Source organism: Kitasatospora sp. NPDC043949, assembly GCF_056435365.1.
Window position 1 is genome coordinate 323,309 of sequence record NZ_JBWKEQ010000001.1, and the last position, 7,647, is coordinate 330,955.

The 7,647-nt window shown below is 72.3% G+C and carries 8 protein-coding genes; 7 read left to right on the forward strand and 1 reads right to left on the reverse strand.

The window, feature by feature from the left end; genetic code table 11:
- The first annotated feature begins 31 nt into the window (after positions 1 to 31).
- The 3 genes from AC07AL_RS01610 to AC07AL_RS01620 all read left to right on the forward strand — a co-directional run bounded on the left by AC07AL_RS01610 (position 32) and on the right by AC07AL_RS01620 (position 2,632).
- Positions 32 to 733 (forward strand): hypothetical protein, encoded by a 702-nt coding sequence (locus AC07AL_RS01610; RefSeq protein WP_363586343.1) that lies wholly within the window; start codon positions 32 to 34, stop codon positions 731 to 733.
- 59 nt (positions 734 to 792) lie between these two features.
- The gene (locus AC07AL_RS01615; RefSeq protein WP_400985162.1) at positions 793 to 1,371 is read left to right on the forward strand and encodes an NADAR family protein; all 579 of its coding nucleotides are present in this window, start codon (positions 793 to 795) and stop codon (positions 1,369 to 1,371) included.
- Between the two features lie 172 nt (positions 1,372 to 1,543).
- Positions 1,544 to 2,632 carry a hypothetical protein gene (locus AC07AL_RS01620; protein WP_400985160.1) on the forward strand — a complete coding sequence of 363 codons (1,089 nt, stop codon included), beginning with the start codon at positions 1,544 to 1,546 and terminating at the stop codon, positions 2,630 to 2,632.
- Positions 2,633 to 2,736: 104 nt separating this feature from the next.
- Here the strand turns inward: AC07AL_RS01620 and AC07AL_RS01625 are convergent, their stop codons facing one another.
- Positions 2,737 to 4,119, reverse strand: coding sequence for a glycine--tRNA ligase (locus AC07AL_RS01625; RefSeq protein ID WP_030233601.1), 1,383 nt, complete (start codon positions 4,117 to 4,119; stop codon positions 2,737 to 2,739).
- A gap of 191 nt (positions 4,120 to 4,310) precedes the next feature.
- Between AC07AL_RS01625 and AC07AL_RS01630 the strand changes: the two genes are divergently transcribed.
- The 4 genes from AC07AL_RS01630 to AC07AL_RS01645 are packed head-to-tail and all read left to right on the forward strand — an operon-like array spanning position 4,311 to position 7,521.
- Positions 4,311 to 5,303, forward strand: a complete 993-nt coding sequence (locus tag AC07AL_RS01630) for a metal ABC transporter substrate-binding protein (RefSeq protein ID WP_363629219.1) — start codon at positions 4,311 to 4,313, stop codon at positions 5,301 to 5,303.
- 15 nt (positions 5,304 to 5,318) lie between these two features.
- Positions 5,319 to 6,083, forward strand: coding sequence for a metal ABC transporter ATP-binding protein (locus AC07AL_RS01635; RefSeq protein ID WP_350878204.1), 765 nt, complete (start codon positions 5,319 to 5,321; stop codon positions 6,081 to 6,083).
- Positions 6,080 to 7,075: a metal ABC transporter permease gene (locus AC07AL_RS01640; RefSeq protein ID WP_363586346.1), complete on the forward strand. Its 996-nt coding sequence runs from the start codon at positions 6,080 to 6,082 to the stop codon at positions 7,073 to 7,075. The genes AC07AL_RS01635 and AC07AL_RS01640 overlap by 4 nt, the downstream gene beginning before the upstream one ends.
- 35 nt (positions 7,076 to 7,110) lie before the next feature.
- Entirely contained in the window at positions 7,111 to 7,521 is a 411-nt protein-coding gene (locus tag AC07AL_RS01645) for a Fur family transcriptional regulator (protein WP_350878206.1), read from the forward strand.
- Positions 7,522 to 7,647: the final 126 nt, after the last annotated feature.

The following is a 7,647-nucleotide window of genomic DNA, read 5'->3' on the forward strand; positions in this document are numbered from 1 at the left end:
CCGACCACCGCAACCACCCGGGGAGTCACCCATGCCACTGTTCGGCAGCCGCAAGAACCTTCCGAGGCCGCTGTGCGACGAGCACGGCCCGTGCCAGGCGCTCGCGACGATCTCGGTCTTCGAGGTCCGGGACCGGCTGCGGCTCCTGATCACCAGGAGCCGCGGCCTGGGGCCCGATCCGATGGCGCGGCAGATCGACGACGAGCTGTCGGTCGTCCTCTGCGTGGACGCCGGCAAGCGGGCCGGCAAGACCGAGGCCCTGTCGATAGCCGAACACGCCGCCGACCAGTGGAGCATCAGCCGGGCCGAGCTGTGGGAGCGGGCCTTCGCGAACCTGGCCACCGAGCAACTCAACCGGCAGGTCTTCGACGCGTCCAACGGCGACACCATCCACACCGTCAACGGCATGGGGGCCTGGCCCGGAGCCGCCCACGCGCTGCGCCTGGAGAACGCCCTGGGAGGGGGCGTCGAGCTGCCCAACGGGGCCCTGGTCGCCCTGCCGACGAACAACGCGCTCTGCGCGGTGCCGATCCGCACCAGCCTGTCGCTGAACGCCATCCGCTTCCTGATCGACCTGTCGAAGGAGCTCGCGGCCGGCGACCCGGCCCCGCTGACCCCGTCGCTCTTCTGGTACCGGGACGGCTGGATCGAGAACCTCAACGTCGGCTCGGACGGCATGATGCGCGTGTCGCCCCGCTTCCGGGACATGGCGAACGCGCTGCCCGTCAACTGACCCGACCGGCCACCGAAAACCCGCTGGCCCGACGGCCCCCTTTGCGTCAGAATGACGATATGAGCGAGATGCGCGTGGGGACCTCTGCCGACGTCCGTAGCCGGGTGGAGCTGGCGGCACTGATGGCCACCGGGGTGCGGCCGAAGTGGCTGATGTTCTGGGGGCACACCGAACGGAAGGGCGGGGGGACGCGGCAGGAGTGCCTGAGCCAGTGGTGGCCCGGGGAGTTCACCGTCGACGGGGTGGCGTACGCGTCCGCCGAGCACTGGATGATGGCGGGGAAGGCCCGGATGTTCGGGGACGAGGCCATCGAGCAGCAGGTGCTGGCGGCCCGCACGCCGGCCGAGGCGAAGAAGCTGGGGCGGCTGGTCAAGGGGTTCGACGACGCGGCCTGGACGGCCGGCCGGTTCGAGCTGGTCGTCGAGGGGAACGTCGCGAAGTTCGGCCAGGACGAGGCGCTGCGCGCCTACCTGCTGGGCACCGGCGACCGCGTCCTGGTCGAGGCCAGCCCGGTGGACCGGATCTGGGGCATCGGGCTCGCGGCCGACGACATCCGCGCGGAACGGCCCGACGAGTGGCAGGGGTTGAACCTGCTCGGCTTCGCCCTGATGGAGGCGCGGGCACGGCTGGCCGCATGAGGGCGGTCGGCCCGCCGCGGAGCGCGACCGGCGCACTTCTCGCAACGACCGCCGTCTGCGCGCTCCTTGACACCAGTCGCGCACGACTGGACGCGCTCCCTTAACTCCCCCGCCATATAGCGACGCCAGGATGTCCCGCAGTCAGGGGAGAGATGGACGGGGTGGGGCGATCATGCGCATGCGGCCGACGGCACAATCCGCGGGCCAGGACCCGGAGGGCGAGCAACAGGCGTACGAACTCCGGTCGGAGCTGGACGAGTTACTGCGCGCGAGCCGCTACGCGAGCCAGCGGGAGCGGCGGTTGAACGAGGCGATCCGGGCGGCGCCGGGCCGCCAGCGGCCGGACGGGGACTTGCTGCGGCAGCTGGCGCAGGCGCGCGCCCTGCGCGAGGGCCTGGGCGCCCGCTGCCTCCAACTGAGCGATCGACTGGAGGCGTTGGAGAACCGACTGCGGAACCGACAGCCGGAGCCGCAACCGGCCCAGGCCCCGCCGCCCCAGGACCGACCCGCCCGACCCGCCCGACCCGACATCGGCGCCCTCGCCGAGCGGGTGGCGGCCCTGCACCGCGCCGGCGCCTTCGCCGAGGCGACGGAGCTGCTGTCCCGGGCGGCCACCGGCCTCGATCCGGCGGACGCCGCGCTGCTGGCCGGCATGCTCTCCCGACGCGGCCCGACGGGCGCGTCCCTGCACCTGGCCAGGAGCGCCGCGCAGTGCGCCCCCGAGCAGGCGGTGGCGATGCTGGCGGAGTTGCGCGAGCTGGGGCTGGCGGAGGAGGCGGCGGAACTGTTCCACGCGTTCTGGGGCTATCCGGCGTCGGCCCTGCCCGCCCTGCTGGCCGCGCTGGAGCGGGCCGGGCAGGGCGCGGACGGCGCGACGCTGCTGTGGGAATGGGGTTCGGCACCGACGCCGGAGCTGACGGCGCTGGCGACCGGCCTGCGCCGCACGGGCCGGCACGCCGACGTGCGGACGCTGCTGCGCCAGGCGGCCGGCCAGCCGACGGCGGAGCTGGCCGCGCTGGCGACGGAGCTGCCGGCCGAGCTCGCGACCGTCCTGCTGCACGAGCTGGCGGCGCTGCGCCCACCGGTGGAGCTGGTCAAGCTGGCGGCCGCGTTGGACACCAGCCCGGAGCTGTACGGGCGGTTGCTCGCCGCGCTGCTCGCCGACGGCGCCCGGCACCGGACGACGCTGGCCGCCCTGCGCAGCGCCGGCCTGCCGACCGAACCGGCCGCGGCCCCCCGTTCCCGCTGGGGCAGACGGTAAGCGCAGACGGTGAGCGGAGGGCGGGAACGGCGGGAACACGCGGGAGCCCCCGCCCGCCCCGGACGGACCGGGGCGAACGAGGGCTCCAGAAGAGCTGAGCAGGCTCAGCAGCCGATCAGCCGCGCACCCAGGTACGCCTTGACCTGGTCGAGCGAGACGCGCTCCTGCGACATGGTGTCGCGGTCGCGGACGGTCACCGCGTTGTCCTCGAGGGTGTCGAAGTCGACGGTGACGCAGAACGGCGTGCCGATCTCGTCCTGACGGCGGTAGCGCTTGCCGATGGCGCCGGCGTCGTCGAACTCGACGTTCCACGCGGTGCGCAGGTCGGCGGCGAGGCCACGGGCCTTCGGGGAGAGGTCGGCGTTGCGCGACAGCGGCAGGACGGCGACCTTGACCGGGGCCAGGCGCGGGTCGAGCCGCATGCCGACGCGCTTCTCCATGACGCCCTTGGCGTTGGGCGCCTCGTCCTCGAAGTAGGCGTCGATCAGGAAGGCCAGCATGGCGCGGTTGAGGCCGGCCGCCGGCTCGATGACGTACGGGAAGTACCGCTCGCCGCTCTCCTGGTCGAAGTACTTGAGGTCCTGGCCGGACGCCTCGCTGTGCACCCGCAGGTCGTAGTCGGTGCGGTTGGCGACGCCCTCCAGCTCGGAGAACTCGCTGCCGCCGAAGTTGAAGCGGTACTCGATGTCCACCGTGCGCTTGGCGTAGTGGGAGAGCTTCTCCTTCGGGTGCTCGAAGAAGCGCATGTTCTCGGTGCGCAGGCCCAGGCCGACGTACCAGTCCCAGCGCTGCTGGAGCCAGTACTCGTGCCACTGCTCGTCCTCGCCCGGCTTGACGAAGAACTCCATCTCCATCTGCTCGAACTCGCGAGTGCGGAAGATGAAGTTGCCGGGGGTGATCTCGTTGCGGAAGCTCTTGCCGGTCTGGGCGATGCCGAACGGCGGCTTCTTGCGCGACGTGGTCTGGACGGCCTTGAAGTTGGTGAAGATGCCCTGGGCGGTCTCGGGCCGCAGGAAGGCCAGGCCGCTGGCCTCCTCGGTGACGCCGAGGTGGGTCTTCAGCATGCCCGAGAAGTCCTTGGGCTCGGTGAACTGGCCCTTGGTGCCGCAGTCGGGGCAGTTGACGTCCTTGAGGCCGTTCGGCGGCGGGAAGCCGTGCTTGGCCTCGTACTTCTCCTCCAGGTGGTCGGCCCGGTGGCGCTTGTGGCAGGAGAGGCACTCGGTCAGCGGGTCGTTGAAGGTGGCGACGTGGCCGGAGGCCTCCCACACCTCGCGCGCGAGGATCACCGACGAGTCGAGTCCCACGACGTCCTCACGGGCCTGGACCATCGCGCGCCACCACTGGCGCTTGATGTTCTCCTTGAGTTCGACGCCCAGCGGCCCGTAGTCCCAGGCGGCACGCGTGCCGCCGTAGATCTCGCTGCAGGGGTAGACGAAGCCACGGCGCTTGCTCAGGCTGACGATCGTGTCGATCTTGTCGGCGGCCACAGTGCTCTCTTCAGTACGTACGGCACGGTCAGGGCACGGCTGGTTGCGCGTACCCGAATACCTCAGGTTACCGGCCATATGGGTACGGGGTTCAAATCGGTATCGTCCGGCCCCTCCCAGCCACGGCTACCTGCCGTTCACCCGTCCGAGTGAGTTGACAATCATTTCCAGATAAGATGAGAATGATTGTCATGATGATCGGACGACGTACCCGCAGCTCCATAGCCATCGCCGCCACCGCCCTCACCGCCTCCCTCGTCCTGACCGCCTGCGGTGGCAGCAGCAGCGCCCAGAGCGCCGACGGCAAGCTGAAGGTCGTCGCCTCCTTCTACCCGATGGAGTACCTGGCCCAGCAGATCGGCAAGGAGCACGTCGCGGTCACCGACCTCACCGCGGCCGGCGTCGAGCCGCACGACCTGGAGCTCACCGCCAAGCAGGTCGCCACCGTCCAGAAGTCCGACGCGATCATCTACCTCAAGGGCCTGCAGCCCACCGTCGACCAGGCCGTCGGCCAGTCCTCGGCCAAGTACAAGATCGACGCCACCGCCGCCAGCCCGCTGGTCGACCACCACCTCGACGAGGGCACCGAGGCCGACGGCCACCAGCACGACGGCCCGGCCGGCGACCCGCACATCTGGCTCGACCCGACCCGCTACGCGGCGATCGCCAAGAGCGTCGGCGACGGGTTCGCCAAGGCCGACCCGGCCCACGCCGACGACTACCGCAAGAACACCGACGACCTGGTCGGCCGGCTGACGGCGCTGGACCAGGAGTTCCGGGACGGCCTGAAGGACGCCAAGTCCAAGACCTTCGTCACCAGCCACGCCGCCTTCGGCTACCTCGCCGACCACTACGGCCTCACCCAGGTCGCCATCAACGGCGTCGACCCCGAGTCCGAGCCCACCCCGGCCCGCCTCGCCGAGGTGCAGAAGGCCGCCAAGGACAACGGCGTCACCACGATCTTCTTCGAGACCCTGGTCAGCCCCAAGCTCGCCGACACCGTCGCCAAGGACCTCGGCCTCAAGACCGCCGTACTGGACCCGCTGGAGGGCGTCAAGGACCCGGGCAAGGAGGACTACCTCTCGGTCATGAAGCAGAACCTGGCCAACCTCCAGGCCGCCCTCGGCGCCACCCCCGCCGCGACCGGCACCACTCCCACCACGACCGGCACCCCCACCAGCTGACGGGACGACAGCACCATGACCCACCCGATACCCCCGGCCGTCCGCCTCCGCGACGCCGTCGCCTCGCGCGGCGGTCGGCCGGTGCTGCGCGGCGTCGACCTCACCGTCCAGCCCGGCGAGGTGGTCGCCCTGCTCGGCGCCAACGGCTCCGGCAAGTCCACCACCGTCAAGGCCGTGATCGGCTCCGTCCCGCTGGGGCAGGGCACGCTGGAGCTGTTCGGCATCCCGTACGCCGGCTTCCGCGCCTGGCACCGGATCGGGTACGTCCCGCAGCGCACCACCGCCGCCTCCGGCGTGCCGGCCACCGTGCGCGAAGTGGTCTCCACCGGGCGGCTGCCGCAGCACCGGCTGCTGCCGTTCCGCCGCCGGGACCGCGCGGCGGTGGACCGCGCGCTGGCCGCCGTCGGCATGCTGGAGCGGGCCGGGGACGGCGTCGCCGACCTGTCCGGCGGCCAGCAGCAGCGGGTGCTGATCGCCCGCGCCCTGGTCGGCACCCCCGACCTGCTGATCATGGACGAGCCGATGGCCGGCGTGGACGCCGCCAGCCAGCAGGTGCTCGCCGACACCCTGCGCGCCGAGGTCGCCCGCGGCGCCGCCGTCCTCCTCGTGCTGCACGAACTCGGGCCGCTGGAACCGCTGATCGACCGCGCCGTGGTGCTGCGGGACGGCTGCGTCGCGCACGACGGCCCGCCCGTGCCCAACACCGGCCTGCACGCGCTGCCCGGCCACGACCACGTCCACCCGCACGCCGACCACACCCCGCCGAGGCTGCTGGCATGACCGAGATGCTCTCCTACGACTTCATGCAGCGCGCCCTGCTCGCCGCCGTCCTGGTCGGGATCACCGCACCGGCCGTCGGCATCTACCTGGTGCAGCGCCGGCAGGCCCTGATGGGCGACGGCATGGGACACGTCGCGATGACCGGCGTCGGCCTCGGCTTCATCTTCCAGACCAGCCCGGTCTGGATGGCCGTGCTGGTCTGCGTGCTCGGCGCCGTCACGATGGAACTGGTCCGCTCGCGCGGCAACCAGCGCGGCGACATCGCCCTGGCGATGCTCTTCTACGGCGGCATGGCCTGCGGCAAGCTGCTCGTCTCGCTCTCCGCCCAGGCCGGCGCCGGCTCGCTGGAGAGCTACCTGTGGGGCTCCATCCTCACCGTCGCCCCGACCGACCTGATCACCATCGCGGTGCTCGGCGCGGTGGTCGTCGCGGTCACCGTCGGCCTGCGCCGACAGCTCTTCGCGATCTGCCAGGACGAGGACTTCGCCCGGGTCACCGGCCTGCCGGTGCGCACGCTCAACCTGCTGCTCGCGGTGATGGCCGCCGTCACCGTCACCGTCGCGATGCGGGTGGTCGGGCTGCTGCTGGTCAGTGCCCTGATGGTGGTCCCGGTGGTCGCCGCCCAGCAGCTCACCCGGTCGTTCGCCGCCACCCAGGCGGCCTCGATCGCGCTCGGCGTGGTGGTCTCGCTGGCCGGCGTCACCGGCTCCTACCACCTCAACGTGCCCTCCGGCCCGGCCATCGTGCTGCTCGCCATCGCGGTCTTCGCGGTGTTCAGCCTGCTCGCCGCGCCGCTCGCCCGGCGGCGCCACCGCAGGGGCGTCGCGGACCCCGGACCGAAGGTCTGCGACGTCGCCCTGCCGGAACAGTTCCCGGGTCAACTCCCCGAAGAATTCCCGGGGCAGTCCCCGGGGCAGATCCCGGGGCAACTCCCGGGCCGCGGTTCCTCCGACGCGATCACTCCGGAGCGGGGGGCGGGGCTGGCACAATGAGGTGCGAGACGCCCACCACCCCAGGAGGACCCACGGTGACCACCGCAGGCCCGTCGCCGCGCGCCCGCTCGACCCGGCAACGTGCCGCCGTCTCGGCGGCCCTGGACGAGATCGAGGACTTCCGCAGCGCGCAGGAGCTCCACGACATGCTCAAGCACCGCGGGGACTCCGTCGGTCTGACCACGGTCTACCGCACCCTGCAGTCGCTCGCCGACGCAGGCGAGGTGGACGTGCTGCGCACCGCCGACGGCGAGGCCGTCTACCGCCGGTGCAGCAGCGGACACCACCACCACCTGGTGTGCCGGCACTGCGGCGCGACCGTCGAGGTGGAGGGCCCAGCGGTGGAACGCTGGGCCAACGCGGTCGCCGCGGAGCACGGGTTCAGCGACATCGCGCACACCCTGGAGATCTTCGGCACCTGCGCGGAGTGCGCCAAGAAGGCCTGAGCAGCGGAGCGGGGGGGGGGGGGGGGGGGGGGGGGGGGGGGGGGGGGGGGGGGGGGGGGGGGGGGGGGGGGGTGGGGAGGGGGGGGGGGGGGGGGGGGGGGGGGGGGGGGGGGGGGGTCGAGAGAG

Bases quoted from the DNA above. Each gene is read 5' to 3' on its own strand.
- AC07AL_RS01610 (WP_363586343.1), top strand. From the start codon at position 32: ATGCCACTGTTCGGCAGCCGCAAGAACCTTCCGAGGCCGCTGTGCGAC.
- AC07AL_RS01615 (WP_400985162.1), top strand. From the start codon at position 793: ATGAGCGAGATGCGCGTGGGGACCTCTGCCGACGTCCGTAGCCGGGTG.
- AC07AL_RS01620 (WP_400985160.1), top strand. From the start codon at position 1,544: ATGCGCATGCGGCCGACGGCACAATCCGCGGGCCAGGACCCGGAGGGC.
- AC07AL_RS01630 (WP_363629219.1), top strand. From the start codon at position 4,311: ATGATGATCGGACGACGTACCCGCAGCTCCATAGCCATCGCCGCCACC.
- AC07AL_RS01635 (WP_350878204.1), top strand. From the start codon at position 5,319: ATGACCCACCCGATACCCCCGGCCGTCCGCCTCCGCGACGCCGTCGCC.
- AC07AL_RS01640 (WP_363586346.1), top strand. From the start codon at position 6,080: ATGACCGAGATGCTCTCCTACGACTTCATGCAGCGCGCCCTGCTCGCC.